Source organism: Streptomyces sp. NPDC001933 (assembly GCF_042890955.1).
Lineage (GTDB): Bacteria > Actinomycetota > Actinomycetes > Streptomycetales > Streptomycetaceae > Streptomyces.
Genome location: NZ_JBIASS010000012.1, coordinates 105,919 through 128,928 on the forward strand (window position 1 = coordinate 105,919; position 23,010 = coordinate 128,928).

At 69.1% G+C, this 23,010-nt stretch carries 18 protein-coding genes and 2 pseudogenes; 9 read left to right on the top strand and 11 right to left on the bottom strand.

What is annotated here, in order from left to right:
• The 5 genes and pseudogenes from prcB to arc form a co-directional block, all read right to left on the bottom strand.
• Positions 1 to 846: a proteasome subunit beta gene (prcB, locus tag ACFYY7_RS27270; protein ID WP_388665376.1), complete on the bottom strand. Its 846-nt coding sequence runs from the start codon at positions 844 to 846 to the stop codon at positions 1 to 3.
• Positions 798 to 988: pseudogene (locus ACFYY7_RS27275) on the bottom strand (endonuclease domain-containing protein); the annotation flags it as partial. The pseudogene ACFYY7_RS27275 and the gene prcB, both read right to left, overlap by 49 nt.
• 101 nt (positions 989 to 1,089) lie before the next feature.
• Positions 1,090 to 1,308, bottom strand: coding sequence for a ubiquitin-like protein Pup (locus ACFYY7_RS27280; RefSeq protein WP_124718707.1), 219 nt, complete (start codon positions 1,306 to 1,308; stop codon positions 1,090 to 1,092).
• Positions 1,309 to 1,429: 121 nt separating this feature from the next.
• Complete coding sequence (gene dop / locus ACFYY7_RS27285) at positions 1,430 to 2,941, bottom strand: depupylase/deamidase Dop (protein WP_383714224.1); 1,512 nt, start codon at positions 2,939 to 2,941, stop codon at positions 1,430 to 1,432.
• A gap of 236 nt (positions 2,942 to 3,177) precedes the next feature.
• The gene (arc, locus tag ACFYY7_RS27290) at positions 3,178 to 4,944 is read right to left on the bottom strand and encodes a proteasome ATPase (RefSeq protein ID WP_388665378.1); all 1,767 of its coding nucleotides are present in this window, start codon (positions 4,942 to 4,944) and stop codon (positions 3,178 to 3,180) included.
• 242 nt (positions 4,945 to 5,186) lie between these two features.
• Here arc and ACFYY7_RS27295 point away from each other — a divergent pair, with 242 nt between their 5' ends.
• The gene (locus ACFYY7_RS27295; protein WP_266736069.1) at positions 5,187 to 5,498 is read left to right on the top strand and encodes a ferredoxin; all 312 of its coding nucleotides are present in this window, start codon (positions 5,187 to 5,189) and stop codon (positions 5,496 to 5,498) included.
• 39 nt (positions 5,499 to 5,537) lie between these two features.
• Here the strand turns inward: ACFYY7_RS27295 and ACFYY7_RS27300 are convergent, their stop codons facing one another.
• The 3 genes from ACFYY7_RS27300 to ACFYY7_RS27310 all read right to left on the bottom strand — a co-directional run bounded on the left by ACFYY7_RS27300 (position 5,538) and on the right by ACFYY7_RS27310 (position 8,584).
• Positions 5,538 to 6,116: a hypothetical protein gene (locus tag ACFYY7_RS27300; protein ID WP_388665616.1), complete on the bottom strand. Its 579-nt coding sequence runs from the start codon at positions 6,114 to 6,116 to the stop codon at positions 5,538 to 5,540.
• Between the two features lie 247 nt (positions 6,117 to 6,363).
• The gene (locus tag ACFYY7_RS27305; protein WP_351252494.1) at positions 6,364 to 7,272 is read right to left on the bottom strand and encodes a tRNA (adenine-N1)-methyltransferase; all 909 of its coding nucleotides are present in this window, start codon (positions 7,270 to 7,272) and stop codon (positions 6,364 to 6,366) included.
• 61 nt (positions 7,273 to 7,333) lie between these two features.
• Complete coding sequence (locus ACFYY7_RS27310; RefSeq protein WP_266736074.1) at positions 7,334 to 8,584, bottom strand: site-2 protease family protein; 1,251 nt, start codon at positions 8,582 to 8,584, stop codon at positions 7,334 to 7,336.
• A gap of 171 nt (positions 8,585 to 8,755) precedes the next feature.
• Between ACFYY7_RS27310 and ACFYY7_RS27315 the strand changes: the two genes are divergently transcribed.
• A complete protein-coding gene (locus tag ACFYY7_RS27315; protein WP_388665617.1) occupies positions 8,756 to 9,601 on the top strand; it encodes a RecB family exonuclease in 846 nt (281 codons plus the stop codon).
• A gap of 10 nt (positions 9,602 to 9,611) precedes the next feature.
• Positions 9,612 to 10,283, top strand: coding sequence for a response regulator transcription factor (locus ACFYY7_RS27320; protein ID WP_266736078.1), 672 nt, complete (start codon positions 9,612 to 9,614; stop codon positions 10,281 to 10,283).
• Between the two features lie 48 nt (positions 10,284 to 10,331).
• On the opposite strand, the gene ACFYY7_RS27325 is transcribed toward ACFYY7_RS27320, so the two are convergent.
• From ACFYY7_RS27325 to metH, 3 genes are all read right to left on the bottom strand, one after another.
• A complete protein-coding gene (locus ACFYY7_RS27325) occupies positions 10,332 to 11,933 on the bottom strand; it encodes an ABC transporter substrate-binding protein (protein WP_388665379.1) in 1,602 nt (533 codons plus the stop codon).
• Between the two features lie 364 nt (positions 11,934 to 12,297).
• Positions 12,298 to 12,999: an HAD family phosphatase gene (locus ACFYY7_RS27330; protein WP_356081042.1), complete on the bottom strand. Its 702-nt coding sequence runs from the start codon at positions 12,997 to 12,999 to the stop codon at positions 12,298 to 12,300.
• A 120-nt stretch (positions 13,000 to 13,119) separates the two neighbouring features.
• Positions 13,120 to 16,632, bottom strand: coding sequence for a methionine synthase (gene metH / locus ACFYY7_RS27335; protein WP_388665382.1), 3,513 nt, complete (start codon positions 16,630 to 16,632; stop codon positions 13,120 to 13,122).
• Positions 16,633 to 16,871: 239 nt separating this feature from the next.
• Between metH and ACFYY7_RS27340 the strand changes: the two genes are divergently transcribed.
• The 6 genes and pseudogenes from ACFYY7_RS27340 (at position 16,872) to ACFYY7_RS27365 (ending at position 22,936) form a co-directional block, all read left to right on the top strand.
• A complete protein-coding gene (locus ACFYY7_RS27340; RefSeq protein ID WP_356081036.1) occupies positions 16,872 to 17,636 on the top strand; it encodes an IclR family transcriptional regulator in 765 nt (254 codons plus the stop codon).
• 235 nt (positions 17,637 to 17,871) lie between these two features.
• On the top strand, positions 17,872 to 18,663 hold the full coding sequence (locus tag ACFYY7_RS27345; protein ID WP_388665384.1) for an MIP/aquaporin family protein: 792 nt from the start codon (positions 17,872 to 17,874) through the stop codon (positions 18,661 to 18,663).
• A gap of 56 nt (positions 18,664 to 18,719) precedes the next feature.
• Entirely contained in the window at positions 18,720 to 20,246 is a 1,527-nt protein-coding gene (gene glpK, locus ACFYY7_RS27350; protein WP_388665386.1) for a glycerol kinase GlpK, read from the top strand.
• Between the two features lie 5 nt (positions 20,247 to 20,251).
• The gene (locus tag ACFYY7_RS27355) at positions 20,252 to 21,862 is read left to right on the top strand and encodes an FAD-dependent oxidoreductase (protein ID WP_388665388.1); all 1,611 of its coding nucleotides are present in this window, start codon (positions 20,252 to 20,254) and stop codon (positions 21,860 to 21,862) included.
• A 143-nt stretch (positions 21,863 to 22,005) separates the two neighbouring features.
• A pseudogene (locus ACFYY7_RS27360) lies at positions 22,006 to 22,125 on the top strand (LLM class flavin-dependent oxidoreductase); the annotation flags it as partial.
• Between the two features lie 139 nt (positions 22,126 to 22,264).
• Positions 22,265 to 22,936 (top strand): FadR/GntR family transcriptional regulator, encoded by a 672-nt coding sequence (locus ACFYY7_RS27365; RefSeq protein ID WP_266736088.1) that lies wholly within the window; start codon positions 22,265 to 22,267, stop codon positions 22,934 to 22,936.
• Positions 22,937 to 23,010 lie beyond the last annotated feature (74 nt).

Genomic DNA, 23,010 nt, shown 5'->3' on the forward strand with positions numbered 1-23,010 from the left:
TCAGAGCAGCGCGGCACGCGGGCCGTCGGGCTGCTCCAGCCGGCGCTCCAGGACCGAGCGCGCGATCTCGGAGGACTCCACCTCGTCCAGCCTCCGGAAGCCTTCGTCGGTGATGACGGTGACGATCGGGTAGATCCGCCGGGCCACATCGGGGCCACCGGTCGCCGAGTCGTCGTCCGCGGCGTCGTACAGCGCCTGCACGACCAGGGTGAGGGCCTCCTGCTCCGTCAGCTCCCCGTGGTAGAGCTTCTTCATCGAGCTCCGGGCGAAGACCGACCCTGAGCCGGTGGCCGCGTACCCGTGCTCCTCGGAACGGCCTCCGGTGACGTCGTACGAGAAGATCCGGCCCTTCTCGCGGTCGATGTCGAAACCGGCGAAGAGCGGCACGACGGCGAGGCCCTGCATGGCCATCGCCAGATTGCTGCGGATCATCGTGGAGAGCCGGTTCGCCTTGCCCTCCAGGGAGAGCTGGGCGCCTTCGACCTTCTCGAAGTGCTCCAGCTCCAGCTGGAAGAGCTTGACCATCTCCACGGCCAGTCCGGCCGTGCCGGCGATGCCCACCGCCGAGTACTCGTCGGCCGGGAAGACCTTCTCGATGTCACGCTGGGCGATCACATTGCCCATGGTCGCTCGCCGGTCACCGGCCAGCACCACCCCGCCGGCGAACGTCACCGCGACGATCGTCGTCCCGTGCGGCGCCTCGATGGCCCCCTGGAGGGGCGGCAGGTTCCGGTTGCCGGGGAGCATCCCGGGCGACTGGTCGGACAGGAAATCCATGAACGAAGAGGATCCCGGCGTCAGGAAGGCAGCTGGTAGACGCCCGGTGCTACGAGTGTTGGCTTCCACGCGTTTCCCTCCAGGTAAGCGACGGCCCTGAGCAAGGCGTCAGGATCGTCTCCCAACTTGCCGATGGCCGATTTGCAGTTGATGCGGTTACGCCACGGACCCTACCCGCCCCGTGGCGGTGATCCACATGAACCGCGGGGGCAGCTGCACGGCTCGCGGTGCCGTTTGCGCCCGCGCGGTACGGGCCGAACCGGCCCGTACCGCGCGCACCGCTCTCCACTCCCCCGCGTTCACATCCGTGAACTACTGTCCACCCTTTTGAACGAAGGAACGCACGAAGTCCTCGGCGTTCTCCTCGAGCACATCATCGATCTCGTCCAGAACCGAGTCGACGTCGTCGCTCAGCTTCTCCTGGCGGTCCTTGAGGTCCTCGGAGACCTGCGCGTCCTGCGCCTGCTCCTCGACCTCCTCGGTGGAACGCGTCGCCTTCTGCTGTCCGCCGCCGGTGTCCTTGGTCGCCATATAGCTCACCCCGCTCGGTTCGAAGCACTTGATCAGACCCTACCCACGGGCTCCGACATCGGCCCGGTACTTTCCCTCAACGTCCGGGGGTCATCCCGATGATTCCCCGATCCCGGCCTTTTCAGCCGCCCGACAGGACCTGGACCAGCTCCTCCGCCGTGCGGCAGCGGTCCAGCAGCTCCTTGACGTGATTGCGGGTACCGCGCAGCGGTTCCAGGGTGGGTACCCGTTGCAGTGAGTCATGACCGGGCAGGTCGAAGATGACCGAGTCCCAGGAGGCCGCCGCCACGTCGTCGGCGTACTGCTCCAGGCAGCGGCCCCGGAAATAGGCCCTGGTGTCCTCCGGGGGCTTCGTACGGGCCTGCTCGACCTCGTTCTCGTCCAGCAGCCGCTTCATCTTCCCGCGGGCCGCCAGACGGTTGTAGAGGCCCTTCTCGGCCCTCACATCGGCGTACTGGAGATCCACCAGGTGCAGGCGTGCCGCGTCCCAGTCCAGGCTGTCGCGGCGGCGGTAGCCCTCCATGAGCTCCCGCTTGGCGATCCAGTCGAGCTCGCCCGACAGGCTCATCGGGTCGTTCTCCAGCCGGTTGAGGGTGTCCTCCCAGCGGATCAGGATGTCCTTGGTCTGCTCGTCGGCATCCGCCCCGTACCGCTCCTCGACGTACTTGCGGCCCAGCTCGAAGTACTCCATCTGCAGTTGCACCGCGGTGAGCGTACGGCCGCTGCGCAGCGTGATGAGGTGCTTCAGGGTCGGGTCGTGGGAGACGTGGTGCAGGGTGCGCACCGGCTGGTCGACCGCGAGATCGACGTTGATGAAGCCGTCCTCGATCATGGAGAGGACCAGTGCGGTGGTGCCGAGCTTGAGATAGGTGGAGATCTCCGAGAGGTTCGCGTCACCGATGATCACATGGAGCCGGCGGTACTTCTCGGCGTCGGAATGGGGTTCGTCGCGGGTGTTGATGATGGGGCGCTTGAGCGTGGTCTCCAGCCCGACCTCGACCTCGAAGTAATCGGCGCGCTGGCTGATCTGGAAGCCGTGCTCGTGGCCGTCCTGGCCGATTCCCACGCGCCCCGCCCCGGTGACCACCTGGCGGGAGACGAAGAACGGCGTCAGATGGCGCACGATGTCGGAGAACGGGGTCTCCCGCTTCATCAGGTAGTTCTCGTGCGTGCCGTACGAGGCGCCCTTGTTGTCGGTGTTGTTCTTGTAGAGGTGGATCGGCTGGGCGCCGGGGAGCTGGGCCGCGCGCTCGGCGGCCTCGGCCATGATGCGTTCGCCGGCCTTGTCCCAGAGGACCGCGTCCCGCGGATTGGTGACTTCCGGGGAGCTGTACTCCGGGTGCGCGTGGTCGACGTAGAGGCGGGCCCCATTGGTGAGGATGACATTGGCGAGGCCGATGTCCTCGTCGGTGAGCTGGCTGGAGTCCGCGGTCTCGCGGGCGAGGTCGAAACCTCGCGCGTCCCGCAGCGGATTCTCCTCCTCGAAGTCCCAGCGGGCGCGGCGCGCCCGGTGCATCGCCGCTGCGTAGGCGTTGACGATCTGGGACGAGGTGAGCATGGCATTGGCGTTGGGGTGGCCGGGGACGGAGATCCCGTACTCCGTCTCGATGCCCATTACTCGCCGTACGGTCATGCGGCCCTCCTTGCCCGGCGGCGCTCCCTTTTGAGGGGCGGCGCTCAAGTACCGCTGCTTGTCGGTGCGCGTGCACTGCCCGTCCACGCACTGCGCGACCGGGCGGTACGCAAGAGCCTAGAGCGCCTCTGTGCTGGTGGGGAGATCAATTACGTCATTGCTGCGGTGTCGCGCGATCGGGACCGAAAGCAACCGGCTGCGGATGCCCGGCCGGGCATCCGCAGCCTGACTGCGTTCTACAGGTACTGACCGGTGTTCGCCACCGTGTCGATGGAGCGACCGGTGTCCGCGCCCTGCTTTCCGGTGACGAGCGTGCGGATGAAGACGATCCGCTCGCCCTTCTTGCCGGAGATCCTGGCCCAGTCGTCCGGGTTGGTGGTGTTCGGCAGGTCCTCGTTCTCCTTGAACTCGTCCACACACGCCTGGAGGAGATGGGAGACGCGAAGGCCCTTCTGGCCCTGGTCGAGGAAGGCCTTGATGGCCATCTTCTTGGCCCGGTCGACGATGTTCTGGATCATCGCGCCGGAGTTGAAGTCCTTGAAGTACAGGACTTCCTTGTCGCCGTTGGCGTACGTGACCTCGAGGAAGCGGTTCTCCTCGGACTCGGTGTACATCCGCTCGACGACCGACTGGATCATGGCGTGCGCGGCGGCATCCTTGGAGCCGGTGTGCTCCGCGAGGTCGTCGGCGTGCAGCGGCAGCGAAGGCGTGAGGTACTTCGCGAAGATGTCCTTCGCGGCCTCCGCGTCCGGGCGCTCGATCTTGATCTTCACATCGAGGCGGCCGGGTCGCAGGATCGCGGGGTCGATCATGTCCTCGCGGTTGGAGGCGCCGATGACAATGACGTTCTCCAGGCCCTCGACGCCGTCGATCTCGGCGAGCAGCTGGGGGACGATGGTGTTCTCCACGTCCGAGCTGACACCGGATCCGCGGGTACGGAAGAGCGACTCCATCTCGTCGAAGAAGACGATGACGGGGGTGCCCTCGCTCGCCTTCTCACGGGCACGCTGGAAGACCAGGCGGATGTGCCGCTCGGTCTCGCCGACGTACTTGTTGAGGAGCTCCGGACCCTTGATGTTGAGGAAGTAGCTCTTGCCCGCCGGCTGGCCGGTGACCTCGGCGACCTTCTTGGCAAGGGAGTTGGCGACGGCCTTGGCGATGAGTGTCTTGCCGCAGCCGGGGGGACCGTAGAGCAGGATGCCCTTCGGCGGGCGCAGTTCGTGTTCCTTGAAGAGGTCGGGGTGGAGGTAGGGGAGTTCGACCGCGTCCCGGATCAGTTCGATCTGGTCGCCCAGGCCGCCGATCTTGTCGTAGTCGATGTCCGGTACCTCTTCGAGGACGAGCTCTTCGACCTCGCTCTTGGGGACCACTTCGTAGACGTAGCCGGACCTGGGTTCGAGCAGGAGGGCGTCGCCGGGGCGGATGGTGATGTCCAGCAGCGGCTCGGCGAGCCGCACCACCCGTTCCTCGTCGGTGTGCCCGATGACCAGGGCCCGCTCGCCGTCCTCAAGGATCTCCTTGAGGGTGACGATGTCCCCGGCCCGCTCGAATTCCATGGCGTCGACCACGTTGAGCGCTTCGTTGAGCATGACTTCCTGGCCGCGCCGGAGGTCGTCGAGCTCGACACTGGGGCTGACGTTCACCCGGAGCTTTCGGCCTCCGGTGAAGATGTCGCAGGTGCCGTCCTCATTGCCCTGAAGAAACACACCGAAACCGGCCGGCGGCTGTGCGAGCCGGTCGACTTCTTCCTTGAGGGCCACGATCTGGTCGCGGGCCTCGCGCAGTGTGTTGGCGAGCCGCTCGTTCTGTGCGGACACGCCTGCCAGGTTGGTCTGCAACTCGACGATCCGCTCTTCGAGAATCCTCGTATGGCGCGGAGAGTCGGCGAGCTTACGTCGCAGGACGGCGATTTCCTGCTCGAGATAGGCGACCTGGCCGGCTGGGTCTTCGGACCCCCGCCCGGGCCGGATGCCGCGGTTGATGTCGTCGTCGTGGGCTGCCACGGTCCTCACCTCCTCCAAGGGGAGCTGGACGCTTCCTGACCCTACCTGGGTGGGTGATGATTGAAACCCCTAGATCACAAAGACTGCGGGGCGTGTCCGATCTTCACCCTTGCGTTCCCCCTCGTGTCAGGGGAATACCCACCCTTCAACATCGGAAAGCTGCCGGTTGTATCGTCGAACCGTTCAACACCCGTCAGGGCTGGCTTCTTTTGGTTCGGATAACGCAGGAAACGGCAGGAGAAATGACCGTGCAGCAGGACGCTCCCATCGGTGGCGACGCGCAGGACCTGGAAGTCTGGATCGACCAGGACCTCTGCACGGGCGACGGTATCTGCGTCCAGTACGCACCCGAGGTGTTCGAGCTGGACATCGACGGTCTGGCCTATGTGAAGAGCGCCGACGACGAGCTGCTGCAGGACCCGGGCGCGACGACGCCCGTTCCGCTGCCGCTCCTCCAGGACGTGGTCGATTCGGCCAAGGAGTGCCCGGGGGACTGCATCCACGTCCGTCGCGTCTCGGACAGCGTCGAGGTCTACGGCCCCGAGGCCGCCTGACCCGGCGGTCGCGGGTCTCCGGTCACGCGCGGTGACCGGTCAGGCGTTGCCGGGGGCGGCCTGGGTGTCGCGGACGAACGCGCCGCCCTTCCACTGCCAGGTGACCCGCTCCTGCTGGTCGGGGCAGCATCGCGCCACCTCGTCGGAGGAGTAGCCGAGCAGGGTGGCCGAAATGATTCCGTCACGCACCGCGAAATCGCTGATGCTCATCGCCTGGGCGGGGTCCACCAGGGTCGCCACGACCCGCGGTGCGGCCCCGCTTCCGCGTGTGAGGACGTAGACGCCGCTGGGCGGGGTGCCTGAGCCGGCCGCGCAGTGGACCACCGCGACGGTCTCGGGGCGGCCGTCACCGTCGAGGTCGCCGCTGGCCTGCTTGGCCACGGTGTTCTCCAGTCCGCCGCATTCCAGGGGGAAGTCCGCCTGCGCCGGGTCGGGGGCGGTGACGGTCGTGGTGCCGTGCTGCGCCGTGGTGCGGTGGGGGGTGGAGGCCGAGGCCGAGGGGTCCGGCTGGAGCAGGCCGGCGGCCGCGACCACTGCGGCCATGGCCGCCGCCGTGGCGAGCCAGTGCAGCGGCTTGGTGTCGGTGTGCGCGAGGTCCGGGAGCTCGGAGGGCTGCACGCGGGATGTCTCCTGTGGTTCCTGTGGATCGAGGACGCCCGGGTGGGCGGCGCCACCGGTGGGGCTGCCGCGGCGGCATGGGGTGGCCAGCATCGTGCCACACCTCACAGAACGGCGGAACGGTGGGGTCGGCACGGATCACGGCGCGTTCGAGGACGGTGTCCTCGAACCGGCAACGAAAGGGCGCCGCCGTCGAGTTCCCGGGTCGGTCCGGGAACTCGACGGCGGCGCCGGTGCGTTGCGCGGGTCAGCCGCGGGAGGAGCCGCCACTCTGGCTGCCGGGACCGTCGTAGTCCTCGCCGTAGGCGCCCTTGGCGGGGCGGCGGCGGCGCAGCGGGGCCTCCACACCGTCGGCCAGGCGGCGGGCGGTGACGAGGAAGCCGGTGTGGCCGATCATGCGGTGGTCCGGGCGGACGGCCAGGCCCTCGACGTGCCAGTTGCGAATCATCGATTCCCAGGGCTGCGGCTCGGCGAAGCAGCCGATCTCACGGATGGACTCGACGGTCCGTGCGAGCTGGGTGGTGGTGGCGACGTACGCGCAGAGGATGCCGCCGGGCACCAGCGCCTTGGAGACGGCCTCCAGGCACTCCCAGGGGGCGAGCATGTCGAGGACGACGCGGTCGACGTCGGTGTCCGAGAGGTTGTCCTGGAGGTCTCCGACGGTGAGCTGCCAGGCCGGGTGCGGTTCGCCGAAGTAGCGTTCCACGTTCTGCTGGGCGATCTCGGCGAAGTCCTCGCGGCGCTCGTAGGAGTGCAGCATGCCCTGGTCGCCGATGGCGCGCAGCAGGAAGGTGGAGAGCGAGCCGGAGCCGACGCCGGCCTCCACGACGCGGGCGCCGGGGAAGATGTCGGCGAAGGCCAGGATCTGCCCCGCGTCCTTGGGGTAGACCACGGCGGCGCCGCGGGGCATGGACAGGACGTAGTCGGGGAGCAGGGGGCGCAGCGCGAGATAGGCGACGTTTCCCGTGGTTCGGACAACACTGCCCTCGGGGGCACCGATCAGCTCGTCGTGCGGGAAAGAACCCTTGTGGGTGTGGAAGTTCTTTCCGGCTTCGAGCGTGAAGGTGTAGTGGCGTCCCTTGGGATCGGTGAGCTGGACCTGGTCCCCGACCTTGAAGGGCCCGCGTCGGCGGGCGGCACCGGTCGGTTCAGACATGTGACCAGCGTACCGGTGATTCCCCGGGCTCCGACCGCGAGCCCGGGGCGGGGGCGGGCGGTCAGGCCGCGGGCCTGGCCAGAGCGGCGACGAACGCGCGTTCGACATCCGCGGTGGAGAGGACGCCGTAGATCTCGCCGGTCTCCTCCAGGACGAGGTACTCGGTGGCCGGGCTGGCCTTGAGCCGGTCCAGGAGGGCTTCGCCGGACAGCTCGGCGGAGACCTTCATGCCTTCGGTGAGGTCCTGGGCGAGACCGCTGACGGCGACCCAGGGGCGGCGGTGTTCCGGCACGCCCACGATGGCCGTCTCCCGGACGATGCCCTTCGGTTCGCCGTGGCCGTCGACGACGACGAGGGCGCGGGCGCCCGCTTCGTTGGCCCGGCGCAGGGCCTCGGAGAGCGGGGTGGCGGACTCCACCGGGACGGCACGCCGGGTGAGGGTGCGGGCGCGCAGTTCGGGGAGGTGTTCGCGCAGGCGGGCCATGCGCAGGCTGTTGCCCGCCCCGGTCCAGATGATCGCGGCGAGGATGGCGGCGAGCAGCGCGTCGGTGATGGTGTCCATGCCGCTGAGGTCGCCGGGGTCGTTGCCGAAGGTCCCGGTGTGGGTGAGCAGCGGCAGGCCGATCAGGGTGATGACGGCGAGGGCGCGGCCGACCCAGGCGGCGGCCACGGTGCCGCTCATCGGCTTTCCGGTGACCTTCCAGACGACTGCGCGGAGCATGCGTCCGCCGTCCAGCGGGAGGCCCGGCAGGAGGTTGAAGGCGGCCACCAGGAGGTTGGAGATCATCAGGCCGGCGAGCAGGACACCGGGCACGGTGCCGGGCTCGACGAACATCATCCCGATGTAGAAGAGGCCCGCGAGCACCAGGGAGAGCAGCGGTCCGACGAAGGCGAGCAGGAATTCGCGGCCCGGGGTCTCGGACTCCTTCTCGATCTCGGAGACGCCGCCGAAGAACTGGAGCTGGATGCGGCGCACCGGCAGCTTGTAGCGCAGTGCCACGACGGTGTGGGCGAGTTCGTGGACGAGCACGGAGGCGTAGAAGGCGATCGCGAAGAAGAGGGAGACCAGATAGCGCGCCGAGCCGAGCTCGGGCAGCACCCGTTCGAGCTGGCCGCCGAAGACCCAGGTGATCAGCGCGGCCACGAGGAACCAGCTGGGCGCGACGTACACCGGCACGCCGAAGGGGCGGCCCATGAGAAGGCCGCCTCCGGGCTCTTCGGGGCGCTGCGGTTCGTCCTTGTCGGGGCCGGGTCCGGGGGTTGTTCCCCCTGCACCGGGCTGCGGCCGCCCGCTGTCGCCGCTCTCGTCCACGGGGTCCCTTCGGTCGGTGCCCTACGGCACGATCATGCAGTGTTCGAGGCTGTGTGGTCGATGGTATGCCGCCAGCTGTCAGTGGCGGGCCGTAGGGTCTTCGACATGACCTCCCTGCCGCGGCCCGCACAGCCGCCTTCGTCCCTGTCTCCGTCGCGGGCGAGCGATTTCATGCAGTGTCCGCTGCTGTACCGCTTCCGGGTCATCGACAAACTGCCGGAGAAGCCCAGCGAGGCGGCTACCCGGGGCACGCTGGTCCATGCGGTGCTGGAGCGGCTGTTCGACAACCCCGCGGTGGAGCGCACGGCGGGCCGGGCCACGGCGCTGATCCCCGCCCAGTGGGACCGGCTGCTGGAGTCCAGGCCGGAGCTGTCGGAGCTGTTCGCCGAGGATGCCGGGGGCGAGCGCCTGACCCGCTGGCTCTCGGAGGCGGAGAGCCTGGTGGAGCGGTGGTTCTCGCTGGAGGATCCGACGCGCCTGGAACCCGCCGAGCGGGAGCTGTTCGTCGAGACGGAGCTGGAGTCGGGGCTGCGGCTGCGCGGGGTGATCGACCGGATCGACGTGGCGCCGACGGGCGAGGTCCGGATCGTCGACTACAAGACGGGGAAGGCGCCGCGCCCGGAGTACGCGGAGGGCGCGCTCTTCCAGATGAAGTTCTACGCCCTGGTGATCTGGCGGCTGAAGGGTGTGGTGCCGCGCCGGCTCCAGCTGGTCTACCTCGGCAGCGGGGACATCCTGACGTACGACCCTGTGGTGGCGGACCTGGAGCGGGTGGAGCGCAAGCTGCTGGCGCTGTGGGACGCGATCCGGCTGGCCACGGAGACGGGCGAGTGGCGGCCCCGGCCGACGAAGCTCTGCGGCTGGTGCGACCACCGGTCGGTCTGTCCCGAATTCGGTGGCACTCCCCCGGTCTATCCGTTGACGGCCCGCCCGGCCGGGGCGGAGCAGGATGTGCAGGGCAGAATGGATCCGGTCCGTGCTGAGGCCGGCCGGCCTGCGGCCCCCGAAGGACCCTGAAGGAGACCCTGTGGCTATCCGCGTCCTACTGGTCGACGACCAGCCCCTGCTGCGCACCGGCTTCCGGATGATCCTGGAGGCGGAGGGCGATCTCGCGGTGGTGGGTGAGGCCGGTGACGGTCTCCAGGCTCTCGACCAGGTGCGGGCGTTGCAGCCCGACGTGGTGTTGATGGACATCCGGATGCCGCGGATGGACGGCGTCGAGGCGACCCGCCAGATCACCGGACCGGGCCGCGACGGCCCGGCGAAGGTGCTGGTGCTGACCACGTTCGATCTCGACGAGTACGTGGTGGAGGCGCTGCGCGCCGGTGCCAGCGGCTTCCTGCTGAAGGACGCCCCGGCCAATGAGCTGGTGCAGGCCATCCGGGTGGTCGCGGCGGGCGAGGCGATGCTCGCCCCGAGCATCACCCGCAGGCTCCTCGACAAGTACGCGGACCATCTGCCGTCCGGCGAGGAGCCGTTGCCCGACACCCTGCACACGCTGACCGACCGCGAGGTCGAGGTGCTGAAGCTGGTGGCCCGCGGCCTGTCGAACGCGGAGATCGCCGCGGATCTGTTCGTCAGCGAGACGACGGTCAAGACGCATGTCGGCCATGTGCTGACCAAGCTCGGGCTGCGCGACCGGGTGCAGGCCGCGGTGTACGCGTACGAGAGCGGCCTGGTCCGCCCCGGCGCCCAGTGACCTGAGCGGCGGGTGCCCCGGCCTGACGGGTCCGGGGCACCTCCTGGCTCAGCGCGGGTCTTCCGCCAGTTCCCACAGCTGGAGGTCGGCGGAGGCGTTGACCGCCCATTCGACGCCGGTCAGGCCCTCGCGGGAGGCGACGTACTGCTTGCCCTGCCAGATCGGCAGTACGGGTACGTCGGTGGCGACGACGTCCTGGAGCCGCTGGAAGGTCTTGGCCGCGGCGCTGCGGTCGGTCTCGCGGCGGGACTGCGGGATGAGCGTCTTCTGCGCCAGGGCCGACTGGTAGGGCGAGTTGAGGAAGTTGTTCCGGTCGAGGAACGGCGCCGTGAAGTTGTCGGGATCCGGGAAGTCGGGGAACCAGCCCATGCCGTAGACGGCGTAGTCGCCGCGGACCTGGGCGGGGCGGAATTCCTCCCAGGGGGTGCCCTTGACGGTGACGTCGAACAGCCCGGTGTCGTTGAACTGCTTCTTCAGGGCCCGGAACTCGGCGGCGGTGCCGACGCCGAAGTGGTCGGTCGTGTAGTGCAGGGTGAGCTTCACCGGAGTGTGGATGCCCGCCGAGCGCAGGATCGCCGCGGCCTTCGCGGTGCTGGGCTCGCCGTACTTGTTGTAGAACGAGTTGGTGTGCCCGGCGATGCTGGAGGGGATCAGCGAGTACAGCGGCTCGGCCGTGGTGCCGTACACCCTGCCCGCGATCTCGCCCCGGTCGATGACCTGGGCCATGGCCTGACGGACCGCCTTGTCCTTGACGGCCGGGTCCTTGGTGTCGAAGCCGAGATAGTGGATGGCGAGGCCGGGCATCTCGGTGAGCTTGACGCCGCTCTCGGGCTCCTCCAGCAGCTCCTGGGCCTGTGCGGGCGTCATCGTGCGGGCCATCATGTCGATCTTCTTGCTGTCGAACGCCTTCCCCATCGCGGCCGCGTCGGGGAAGAGGTCCAGCTCGACCTTGTCGTTGCGCACCTTCAGGTCCCCCTTGTAGCGGGGGTTCCTGGTGAAGTGGATCTTGACGGCCTTGTTGTGCCGAACTTCCGCCTTCATGGTGTACGGGCCGGAGCCGTCCACCCGGAACCCGGTCCGTGCGGACTTCGCCGGGTACGCGCTCCGCGGCACGATCCCGGCGACGGGGGTGGCGAGCTTGTACGGGAACGTGGCGTCCGATGTGCGCAGATGGAAGACGACCTCCCGTTCGCCCTTCGTCTCGACCGTGTCGATGTTGTCGAGCAGGGCGACCGGCCCGTTGGCCGCGTGGATGCCGATGACCCGGTCCAGGGAGTACTTCACGTCGTCGGCGGTGACCGGCTTGCCGTCGGCGAACTCCAGGCCGCTGCGCAGCTTGCAGCGGTAGCTCTCGTTCTGGGTGTCCGTGAAGGCGCAGCTCTCGGCCGCTTCGGGCACCGGCAGGCCGCCGCCGCGCGGCACATGCATCAGGGTCTGCACGGTCTGCCGGAGCACGTTCCACACGCCGGCTTCGTAGCCGATGGCGGGATCGAGCGGCGCGGGGTTGTCCTTGGAGGCGACGAACTGGTCCGTGGCGCCGACGACGACGGCGTCCTTGCCATCGCCCCCGTCACCCGACGCGCCGCAGGCGGCGAGTACGGGCGCGAGCAGGCCGACGACGGCCGGCAGCACCAGAGTCTTGCGGTACATCTTGGACGCTCTCCCTCATCCGGGCATGGAGAAAGCGACATTAGTAGGCGTCGTCGGCAATGCCGGACCGGAGAACTACCGGCGCGGAATCGGGTAGTGCGGGGAATAACGGCGAGCCTTTTCCCCGCACCAGGAATGTTCCGCAGATATCCGGATGAACCAGGACATCAAAGCGCCCCAAAACGGACGCACCGGGGGATCTTGAAAAGCCTCCGGACCGCTTTTCCGGTGACAAAGCTCACGCCCGGAACCGTTCGAATCCACTATTCGATCACCGGCTTGCCCACGTACGGACGACAGAAAATGCACCATCCGCCGCCGAGAGCTTTTCTATTCATTCACAGAAATACTCTCGGTATGCGGATCAACGCTTTCCCGTGACCAGGCCCCGGAGGAAAGCGAGGTCGACTTCTTCGAGCGAACGCACGACCACCCGGCCGGACGCGGGGGCGATGGGGGCGACGGACGGTACGGCGACCACCCGGCAGCCCGCCGCCTCGGCGGCCGCGACACCGGTCGCGGTGTCCTCGATGACCGCGCAGTACTCGGGATCCGCGCCGAAGCCGGAGGCGGCGAAGAGGTACGGCTCCGGGTGCGGCTTCGTACGGGAGACCTCGTCGCCCGCGACGGTGAGGGCGAAGTGGTGGCGGCCCACCGACTCCAGTACCCGGTCGATGATCCGCCGGTGCGAGGCGGAGACCAGGGCCGTGGGAATGTCGTGCCTGACCAGTTCGGCCAGCAGCCGGGCCGCGCCGGGCATCAGCGGCACACCGCGGCCGATGCGCTCCTCGAAGCGGTCGTTGAGCAGCACGGTCAGCTCGTCGAGGGTGATGTCCGCACCGGTGACGTCCATGAGGTAGCCGGCGCTGCGGGTCATCGGCCCGCCGACCACCACGTCCCGCCAGGCTTCGTCGAGCTGGTGCCCGAGCTCGGCGAAGACCTCCACCTCCGCGTCCCACCAGAACCCCTCGGTGTCGACGAGGGTGCCGTCCATGTCGAGGAGGACGGCCTGGAGCGCGGCGCCTTCGGCCGTGCGGGTCAGGGACGCGGGGACGGTGCTGGTCATCCGGCACACCTTCCGTAAGGGACGAGAAGGCCGGCCGCCATTTCCCGTGGGAAGGGCGACCGGCCTGCACTGGGCCGACAAGTGTACGACTTGTCGTGCTACCGCGCGTTGAACTGCGTCTTACCGCGCGTTGAAGTACTTCGCCTCCGGGTGGTGGATGACGATCGCGTCGGTGGACTGCTCCGGATGCAGCTGGAACTCCTCCGAGAGATGCACCCCGATCCGCTCCGGCTGGAGCAGCTCGGCGATCTTCGCGCGGTCCTCCAGGTCGGGGCAGGCCCCGTAGCCGAGGGAGAAGCGCGCGCCCCGGTACTTCAGGGCGAACATGTCCTCGACGTCGGTCGGGTCCTCGCCGCCGAAGCCCAGCTCTGCGCGGACCCGGGCGTGCCAGTACTCGGCGAGGGCCTCGGCGAGCTGGACGGACAGGCCGTGGAGTTCGAGGTAGTCGCGGTAGGAGTTGGCCTCGAAGAGCTTCGCGGTCTCGGCGCCGATCCTGGAGCCGACGGTGACGACCTGGAGGCCGATCACATCGGTCTCGCCGGATTCCTCGGGGCGGAAGAAGTCCGCGAGGCACAGGCGGCGGCCGCGGCGCTGGCGCGGGAAGGTGAATCGGGTCCGCTCCGAGCCGTCCTCGTGGAGCAGGATCAGGTCGTCGCCCTTGGACACGCACGGGAAGTAGCCGTGGACGACGGCCGCTTCCAGGAGGTTCTCGGTGTGGAGCTTGTCGAGCCAGCCGCGCAGGTGCGGGCGGCCCTCGGTCTCCACCAGCTCCTCGTACGTGGGTCCGTCGCCGGTGCGGGCCTGCTTGAGCCCCCACTGGCCCTTGAAGAGGGCGCCCTCGTCGAGCCAGGAGGCGTACTCCTTGAGCTGGATGCCCTTGACCACGCGGGTGCCCCAGAACGGCGGGGTGGGGACGGGGTTGTCGACCGCGACGTCGGAGCGCACGCCCTCCTGCGGCTCGTCGACCTCCAGGACCGCGGTGTCGCGCTTGGGCACCCGGCGCTGCTTGAGCTCGGGCAGGACCGCGCCCGGGACCCCGCGCTTGACCGCGATCAGCGCGTCCATCAGCCGCAGGCCCTCGAACGCGTCGCGGGCGTAGCGGACCTCGCCCTCGTAGATCTCGTGGAGGTCCTGCTCGACATAGGAGCGGGTCAGCGCGGCGCCGCCGAGGATGACGGGGAAGTCCGCGGCCAGCTTGCGCTGGTTCAGCTCCTGGAGGTTCTCCTTCATGATCACGGTCGACTTGACCAGGAGACCGGACATGCCGATGACGTCGGCGCGGTGTTCCTCGGCGGCCTCCAGGATCGCGGAGACGGGCTGCTTGATCCCGAGGTTGACGACGTTGTAGCCGTTGTTGGACAGGATGATGTCGACGAGGTTCTTGCCGATGTCATGGACGTCGCCGCGGACCGTGGCCAGGACGATGGTGCCCTTGCCCTCGGCGTCCGACTTCTCCATGTGCGGTTCGAGATAGGCCACCGCGGTCTTCATCACCTCGGCGGACTGCAGCACGAACGGCAGCTGCATCTGTCCGGAACCGAACAGCTCACCGACGACCTTCATGCCCTCCAGGAGGGTGTTGTTCACGATGTCCAGGGCGGGCGTGGTGGTGAGCGCCTCGTCGAGGTCGGCCTCCAGGCCGTTCTTCTCGCCGTCGATGATGCGGCGCTGGAGCCGCTCGTCCAGCGGCAGGGCCAGCAGCTCCTCGGCCTTGCCCGCCTTCATCGACTTCGTGCTGACCCCCTCGAACAGCTCCATGAGCTTCTGGAGCGGGTCGTAGCCCTCGGCGCGGCGGTCGTGGATCAGGTCGAGCGCGACCTTGACCTGCTCCTCCTCCAGGCGGGCGATGGGCAGGATCTTCGATGCGTGCACGATCGCGGAATCGAGGCCGGCCTTGACGCACTCGTCCAGGAAGACCGAGTTCAGCACGACCCGGGCCGCCGGGTTGAGGCCGAAGGAGATGTTCGACAGGCCCAGGGTGGTCTGCACGTCGGGGTGGCGCTTCTTCAGCTCACGGATCGCCCCGATCGTGGCGATGCCGTCGCCCCGCGACTCCTCCTGGCCGGTGCAGATGGTGAAGGTCAGGGTGTCGATGAGGATGTCCGACTCCTGGATGCCCCAGTTGCCGGTGAGGTCCGCGATCAGCCGCTCGGCGACGGCGACCTTGTGCTCGACGGTGCGGGCCTGGCCCTCCTCGTCGATCGTCAGCGCGATCAGCGCGGCACCGTGCTCCACGGCCAGCGCCGTGACCTTGGCGAACCGGGACTCCGGACCATCGCCGTCCTCGTAGTTCACCGAGTTCAGAACGGCACGCCCGCCCAGCTTCTCCAGACCTGCCCGCAGCACGGGCAGCTCCGTCGAGTCCAGCACGACCGGGAGGGTGGACGCGGTCGCGAAGCGGCCGGCCAGCTCCTCCATGTCCGCCACGCCGTCGCGGCCCACGTAGTCGACGCAGAGGTCGAGCATGTGCGCGCCCTCGCGGATCTGGTCGCGGGCCATCTCCACGCAGTCGTCCCAGCGGGCTTCGAGCATGGCCTCGCGGAACTTCTTCGACCCGTTGGCGTTCGTACGCTCACCGATCGCGAGGTACGAGGTGTCCTGGCGGAACGGGACCGTCTGGTAGAGGGAGGCGGCGCCCGGCTCGGGGTGCGGGGTGCGGGGGGTGACGGCCACGCCGCGGACCCGCTCGACGACCTGGCGCAGGTGCTCCGGAGTCGTGCCGCAGCAGCCGCCGACCAGTGAGAGGCCGTACTCCCGGACGAAGGTCTCCTGGGCGTCGGCGAGCTCGGACGGGGACAGCGGGTAGTGCGCGCCGTCCTTGCCGAGCACGGGGAGACCGGCGTTGGGCATGCAGGACAGCGGGATGCGGGAGTGCCGGGCGAGGTAGCGCAGGTGCTCGCTCATCTCGGCGGGGCCGGTGGCGCAGTTCAGGCCGATGAGGTCGATGCCGAGCGGTTCCAGGGCGGTGAGCGCCGCGCCGATCTCGGAGCCGAGCAGCATGGTGCCGGTCGTCTCGACGGTGACGGAGCAGATCACGGGGAGGTTGGCCCCGGTGGCCTCCAGGGCGCGGCGGGCGCCGATGACGGAGGCCTTGGTCTGGAGCAGGTCCTGGGTCGTCTCGACCAGGAGGGCGTCGGCGCCGCCCGCGATCATGCCCTCGGCGTTCTGCTGGTAGGCGTCGCGGAGCTTGGTGTACGGGGCGTGGCCCAGCGTCGGCAGTTTCGTACCGGGGCCCATCGAGCCGAGCACCCACCGCTGCTGTCCCGTCGACGCGGTGAACTCGTCGGCGACCTCTCGGGCGATCCGCGCACCGGACTCCGAGAGCTCGAAGACCCGCTCGGGAATGTCGTACTCGCCCAGGGCCGCGAGATTCGCGCCGAAGGTGTTCGTCTCGACGCAGTCGACGCCGGCGGCGAAGTACTCCTCGTGCACCGAACGCACGATGTCCGGGCGCGTGACGTTCAGGATCTCGTTGCACCCTTCGAGGTTCTGGAAGTCCTCAAGGGTCGGGTCCTGGGCCTGGAGCATGGTGCCCATGGCACCGTCGGCCACCACCACGCGGGTGGCGAGCGCCTCGCGGAGGGCTTCGGCTCGGTTCCGGCTGTCGGCGGAAGGGGTCGGCGACGAGGCCATGGATGTACTCCCTGGGATGCGACGGCTGTCGGCTTTGCGTCTTCGGTGGAAGGCGCACCAGGCCAGCGTAGCCGGGCGACGCCCGGGGCTGTCACTCCGTCCCACGGAACGGACTGCATGCTGTGCGGGGGGATGTCCGGTTCGCAGCGGTGTCGCGGTTTTGCCGCGCGATCGAGCAGGGGTCGGCATCGACCGATAATGTTCAGCATTGTCGAACCGAGGTGGAGGAGTACGGCGCGATGGCCAAGAACATCCAGTCGCTGGAGCGGGCGGCGGCGATGCTGCGCCTGCTGGCAGGTGGCGAGCGTCGGCTGGGGCTCTCCGACATCGCCTCTTCACTGGGCCTGGCCAAGGGCACCGCGCACGGCATCCTGCGCACGCTCCAGCACGAGGGCTTCGTCGAGCAGGACGCCGCGTCCGGCCGCTATCAGCTGGGCGCCGAGCTGCTGCGCCTGGGCAACAGCTATCTGGACGTCCACGAGCTGCGGGCCCGCGCGCTGGTCTGGACGGACGACCTGGCCCGCTCCAGCGGCGAGAGCGCCCATCTGGGTGTGCTGCACCAGCAGGGCGTCCTCATCGTCCACCACGTGTTCCGCCCCGACGACAGCCGGCAGGTCCTGGAGGTCGGGGCCATGCAGCCGCTGCACTCCACGGCCCTGGGCAAGGTGCTCTCGGCGTACGACCCGGTGGCGCACACCGAGGCCATGGAGGCCGAGCGGCAGTCCTTCACGCCGCGCACCGTCACCGGTGCGGAGGAGTTCGAGGCGATGCTCGACCTGATCCGGGCGCGCGGCTGGGCGGCCGACGTGGAGGAGACCTGGGAGGGCGTGGCCGCGGTGGCCGCCCCGATCCACGACCGGCGGCGGATGCCGGTCGGCGCGGTGGCCGTGACCGGTGCGGTGGAGCGGGTGTGCGCGGACGGGGAGCTGCGCCCCGAGCTGATCGCCGCGGTGCGCGACTGCGCCCGTGCGGTCTCCAGGGACCTGGGCGCCGGGCGCTTCTGAGCGCTGCGGCGCCGCGCCACCCGGTAACGATCGAGTTATAGGCCACACAACCCTTGACGCCCGATTCACCTGGGGGAAGCATTGCCGTTCATCGGTCGGCATTGTCGAACACCAAACGGAAACGGCGTTAGGGTGTGACAGCGCCAAGGGCCGGAAAACGCCCTCCCACGAGGGCGCGGACCACCGGAGGGACCCGGGGTTCGGCTTCCCTGGACGAAGGACAAAGGAGTCGCGGGTGTCCAGCTCCGACATCTTCATCGGCGAGACCATAGGTACCGCCGTGCTCATCCTGCTCGGCGGCGGTGTCTGTGCCGCCGTCACTCTCAAGCGCTCCAAGGCGCAGAACGCCGGCTGGCTGGCCATCACCTTCGGGTGGGGTTTCGCCGTGCTGACCGGCGCGTATCTGGCCGGTGGCGTTTCCGGCGCGCACCTGAACCCGGCGGTCACGATCGGTCTCGCGATCGAGGGCGGCACCGAGTGGAGCGACGTTCCGCTGTACCTCGGCTCCCAGCTGCTCGGCGCGATGATCGGCGCGGTGCTGGTCTGGCTGACGTACTACGGGCAGTTCCGGGCGCACCTCACAGATCCGGAGATCCTGGCCGCCCACACGGGTGAAGAGGGCATGGTCGACAAGGCCGCCGCCCCGAAGGCCGGACCGGTCCTGGGCATCTTCTCCACCGGTCCCGAGATCCGCCACGCCGTGCAGAACCTGGTCACCGAGATCATTGCCACCGTCGTGCTCGTCCTGGCGATCCTCACCCAGGGCCTGAACAACGAGGGCAACGGTCTGGGCACGCTCGGCGCGCTGGTCACCGCTCTGGTGGTCGTCGGTATCGGTCTCTCGCTCGGCGGCCCGACGGGCTACGCGATCAACCCGGTTCGCGACCTCGGTCCGCGTATCGTGCACGCGCTGCTGCCGTTGCCGAACAAGGGCGGTTCCGACTGGGGCTACGCGTGGATCCCGGTCGCCGGACCGTTCATCGGCGGCGCGATCGCGGGCGGGCTCTACAACGTCGCCTTCGCCTGAGCCTTGGCGCCCAGAGCCGTAACCCTCACGACCACACAGACTTCCGGGAGCACACCGTGACCGACGCACACACCACCGGCCCGTTCATCGCGGCCATCGACCAGGGCACCACCTCCAGCCGCTGCATCGTCTTCGACAAGGACGGCCGGATCGTCTCCGTCGACCAGAAGGAGCACGAGCAGATCTTCCCGAAGCCGGGCTGGGTCGAGCACAACGCGACCGAGATCTGGGAGAACGTCCAGGAGGTCGTGGCCGGCGCCATCGTCAAGGCGGGCATCACCGCCGCCGACGTGAAGGCGATCGGCATCACCAACCAGCGCGAGACCACGCTGCTCTGGGACAGGAACACCGGTGAGCCGGTCCACAACGCCCTCGTCTGGCAGGACACCCGGACGGACGCGCTCTGCAAGGAGCTCGGCCGCAACGTCGGGCAGGACCGTTTCCGCCGTGAGACCGGGCTGCCGCTCGCCTCGTACTTCGCCGGCCCCAAGGTCCGCTGGCTGCTCGACAACGTCGAGGGGCTGCGCGAGCGCGCCGAGCGCGGCGACATCCTCTTCGGCACCATGGACTCCTGGGTCATCTGGAACCTGACCGGCGGCACCGACGGCGGCGTCCACGTCACCGACGTCACCAACGCCTCGCGCACCCTCCTGATGAACCTGCACGAGATGCAGTGGGACGAGCGGATCCTCCAGTCGATGGAGATCCCGGCCGCGGTGCTCCCCGAGATCCGTTCCTCCGCCGAGGTGTACGGCAACGCCAAGGGCGGCGTGCTCGACGGGGTCCCGGTGGCGTCCGCGCTCGGTGACCAGCAGGCGGCCCTCTTCGGCCAGACCTGCTTCTCCGAGGGCGAGGCCAAGTCCACGTACGGCACCGGCACCTTCATGCTGATGAACACCGGTGAGACGCCCGTCAACTCGTACAACGGGCTGCTGACGACCGTCGGGTACCGGATCGGCGACCAGAAGCCGGTCTACGCCCTGGAGGGCTCCATCGCCGTCACCGGTTCGCTGGTGCAGTGGATGCGCGACCAGATGGGCCTGATCAAGTCCGCGGCCGAGATCGAGACGCTGGCCTCCTCGGTCGAGGACAACGGCGGCGCGTACTTCGTGCCCGCGTTCTCCGGTCTGTTCGCCCCGTACTGGCGCTCCGACGCCCGCGGTGTCATCGCCGGTCTGACCAGGTACGTCACCAAGGCGCACATCGCCCGTGCCGTCCTTGAGGCCACCGCCTGGCAGACCCGCGAGATCACCGACGCCATGACCAAGGACTCGGGGGTCGAGCTGACCGCCCTGAAGGTCGACGGCGGCATGACCTCCAACAACCTGCTGATGCAGACGCTCGCCGACTTCCTGGACGCGCCCGTGGTGCGGCCCATGGTCGCCGAGACCACCTGCCTCGGCGCCGCCTACGCCGCCGGTCTGGCCGTCGGCTTCTGGCCGGACACCGACGCGCTGCGCGCCAACTGGCGCCGGGCCGCCGAGTGGACCCCCCGCATGGACGCGGACACCCGCGACCGCGAGTACAAGAGCTGGCTCAAGGCCGTGGAACGGACCATGGGCTGGATCGAAGACGAGGAGTAACAACCATGACCACCCTGCAGAGTGTCCCGGCCCTCGGGACCCACCTGGCCTCCGGCTCCCTCCCGAGCCGTGCCGAAACCCGGGAACAGCTGTCCAAGGCTGCGTACGACCTCCTGGTGATCGGTGGCGGCATCCTGGGCATCTCCACCGCCTGGCACGCCGCGCAGTCCGGGCTGCGGGTGGCTCTGGTGGACGCCGGCGACTTCGCCGGCGCCACTTCCTCCGCCTCTTCCAAGCTGCTCCACGGCGGTCTGCGCTACCTGCAGACCGGCGCGGTGAAGCTGGTCGCGGAGAACCACTTCGAGCGCCGTGCGGTGTCCCGCCAGGTGGCCCCCCACCTGGCCAATCCGCTCACCTTCTACCTGCCGGTCTACAAGGGCGGCCCGCACGGCGCGGCCAAGCTCGGAGCGGGAGTGTTCGCCTACTCGGCGCTCTCCGCGTTCGGTGACGGCGTCGGGCATGTCATCAGCCCGGCGAAGGCCCGGCGCGACGTGCCGGAGCTGCGTACGGACAACCTGAAGGCCGTCGCGGTCTACGGCGACGACCAGATGAACGACGCCCGGATGGCGCTGATGACGGTGCGCGCGGCCGTCGACGCAGGTGCGGTCGTGCTCAACCACGCGGCGGTGACCGGGCTGCGGTTCACCAGGGGCCGGGTGACCGGCGCCGACCTCGAGGACCGCCTGGACGGCACCGAGTTCGGGGTCAACGCCCGTCTCGTGCTGAACGCCACCGGGCCGTGGGTCGACCACCTGCGCAGGATGGAGAACCCGGACGCGGCGCCTTCCATACGCCTGTCCAAGGGCGCGCACCTCGTCCTGAAGCGCACCCGCCCGTGGAAGGCCGCGCTGGCCACCCCGATCGACAAGTACCGCATCACGTTCGCCCTGCCGTGGGAGGACATGCTGCTGCTCGGCACGACGGACGAGGCGTACGAGGGTGATCCCGCGGACGTCGCGGTCAACGAGAAGGACACCGCACAGATCCTCGACGAGGCGGCGTTCTCCATCCGGGACCAGCAGCTCTCGCGCGATCTGATCACTTACTCCTTCGCCGGCCTTCGGGTGCTGCCGGGCGGCCCCGGCGACACGTCCAAGGCCAAGCGCGAGACGGTCGTGACGGAGGGGCGCGGCGGGATGCTGTCGGTCGCGGGCGGCAAGTGGACGACGTTCCGCCACATCGGCCGTACCGTGATGAACAAGCTGGCCGCGCTCCCCGGGCACCCGCTCGCGGAGGACATGGAGCCGATCTCGCGGCTGCCGAAGAAGCTCCCGCTGCCCGGCATCGCCAACCCGAACGCGGTGGCGCACCGGCTGCTGATCGACGGCGCCGCGCCGGGTCCCCGGATGTCGGCCGACACCGCGCGGCACCTCGCCACGCACTACGGTTCGCTCTCCTTCGACATCGCCCGGATGGCGAACGAGAACCCCGCGCTGGCCGAGCGCATCCACCCGGACGCGCCGGAGATCTGGGCGCAGGTCGCCTACGCCCGTGACCACGAGTGGGCCGAGACGGCGGACGACGTGCTGCGCCGCCGCACCACGCTGACGATCCGGGGCCTGGCGACGGACGAGATCCGGGCGGGCGTCGAATCGATGCTCGGCGACCGGGACTGACGGGGACGTACGTACGGGGACGTAGGTCTAGGGGGCGGCTCCTGCGGGGAGGCCGCCCCTTCCCGCGTGTCCGGAACGGCACGGCCGGCCGACCTGCGGCGGCTCTGGAGCGAGGGGAGCGTCGACCGGGAGGGCGAGTTACGGCCCACGCGCATGTGGCCGCGGGCTCGGGCGGGCTGCTGGTCGCCGGCAGTTCGCAGCAGGCCGTGGAGCGCTACAAGGAGCTGTGCGAGGCGAACGTGGCACAGTCCTTCCGGCCGCACCCTGGACGACCTGCGGCAGACCTGGTTCATCCGTCTCCTCCGACCCGCATAATGAAGGGATACATCGGATGTCTGAACCCAGTTCTGATTCCAGTTCTGATTCCAGTTCTGATTCCAGTCCGGATCCAGGAGGACCGTCATGGCTGTCACCGACGAGGCGATCGAGAAGATCAAGGGAATGATCGTCTCGGGTGCGCTGCGCCCCGGCGACCGGCTCCCCAAGGAGAGCGAACTCGCGGCGGAGCTCGGGCTCTCCCGCAACTCGCTCCGGGAGGCGGTGCGGGCTCTTTCGCTGATCCGCATTCTCGATGTGCGCCAGGGCGACGGCACCTATGTGACCAGCCTCGATCCGCAGCTGCTCCTGGAGGCACTGAGCTTCGTGGTGGACTTCCACCGCGACGACACGGTGCTGGAGTTCCTCGCGGTCCGCAGGATCCTGGAGCCCGCCGCGACGGCGATGGCCGCCACCCGGATCAGCGAGGCCCAACTGGACGCGCTCAGCTCGCAGTTGGACGCGCTGGGGGCGCAGCCCTCGGTGGAGGAGCTGGTCGCCAGTGATCTGGAGTTCCACCGGGGCATCGTGCAGTCGTCCGGGAACTCGGTGCTCTGCTCGCTGCTCGACGGGCTGTCGGGGCCGACGACCCGGGCGCGGGTCTGGCGCGGCCTGACGCAGGAGGACGCGGTCACCCGGACGCTCCACGAGCACCGGGCGATCGTGTCGGCGCTGCGGGACCGGGACGCGGAGGCCGCGCGGGCCTGGGCGACGGTGCATGTGGCGAGCGTGGAGCAGTGGTTGCGGTCGTCGCTGTAGCGCGGGGCAGGACGGACCCGGGGCTCCGGACCGGACCCCGGGCCTCGAACGCCGGACGGGCTGGATCTGCACCG

Coding starts and splice junctions, on each gene's coding strand:
- ACFYY7_RS27280 (WP_124718707.1), bottom strand. CDS start 1,308: ATGGCGACCAAGGACACCGGCGGCGGACAGCAGAAGGCGACGCGTTCC.
- dop (WP_383714224.1), bottom strand. CDS start 2,941: ATGACCGTACGGCGAGTAATGGGCATCGAGACGGAGTACGGGATCTCC.
- ACFYY7_RS27295 (WP_266736069.1), top strand. CDS start 5,187: ATGACCGTGCAGCAGGACGCTCCCATCGGTGGCGACGCGCAGGACCTG.
- ACFYY7_RS27305 (WP_351252494.1), bottom strand. CDS start 7,272: ATGTCTGAACCGACCGGTGCCGCCCGCCGACGCGGGCCCTTCAAGGTC.
- ACFYY7_RS27315 (WP_388665617.1), top strand. CDS start 8,756: ATGCAGTGTCCGCTGCTGTACCGCTTCCGGGTCATCGACAAACTGCCG.
- ACFYY7_RS27325 (WP_388665379.1), bottom strand. CDS start 11,933: ATGTACCGCAAGACTCTGGTGCTGCCGGCCGTCGTCGGCCTGCTCGCG.
- ACFYY7_RS27330 (WP_356081042.1), bottom strand. CDS start 12,999: ATGACCAGCACCGTCCCCGCGTCCCTGACCCGCACGGCCGAAGGCGCC.
- metH (WP_388665382.1), bottom strand. CDS start 16,632: ATGGCCTCGTCGCCGACCCCTTCCGCCGACAGCCGGAACCGAGCCGAA.
- ACFYY7_RS27340 (WP_356081036.1), top strand. CDS start 16,872: ATGGCCAAGAACATCCAGTCGCTGGAGCGGGCGGCGGCGATGCTGCGC.
- ACFYY7_RS27355 (WP_388665388.1), top strand. CDS start 20,252: ATGACCACCCTGCAGAGTGTCCCGGCCCTCGGGACCCACCTGGCCTCC.
- ACFYY7_RS27365 (WP_266736088.1), top strand. CDS start 22,265: ATGGCTGTCACCGACGAGGCGATCGAGAAGATCAAGGGAATGATCGTC.